The following is a 406-nucleotide window of genomic DNA, read 5'->3' on the forward strand; positions in this document are numbered from 1 at the left end:
CAACCCATAAAATTTTTCGAGAATCTTTGTAGACACTCAAAATCTCATTGGCAGGCAAACCATTTTCGTACGTGTATTGTTTTGTCAAAACATATTGCGCAGAAAGTTGATGAGAGCAAAGAAATAAAAGAAGTAAAAAAATGAAGTTACGCAACCACATTCGATAAAATTTTATACCCCAAAGAAGTCACAGGCAGATTTGATTCGCCGTCTTTTGGATGACAATTAAGAATCAATAAATTGTTTCGTTTATCAAATTTTTTAGCAAAATTAATATTGACTAAATATGATCTATTAACACGAAAAAAATTGGTTTGATCAATCAAGTTTTCTACCTCTTTCAGCGTTTTAGTTACCATGTACGCCTCTTTTTCGGTAAAAATTGTACAATAACTATCATCCGCTT

Annotated in this window: 1 protein-coding gene; it reads right to left on the reverse strand. The window is 31.5% G+C overall.

Annotated elements, in window-relative coordinates:
• Window positions 1-146 precede the first annotated feature (146 nt).
• The coding region (locus tag QWI17_RS05625) for a LytR/AlgR family response regulator transcription factor (RefSeq protein ID WP_302721536.1) at window positions 147-406 on the reverse strand (260 nt) is incomplete at its 5' end.

The sequence above is a fragment of the Gilvimarinus gilvus genome (assembly GCF_030518155.1).
Taxonomy (GTDB): Bacteria; Pseudomonadota; Gammaproteobacteria; order Pseudomonadales; family Cellvibrionaceae; genus Gilvimarinus; species Gilvimarinus gilvus.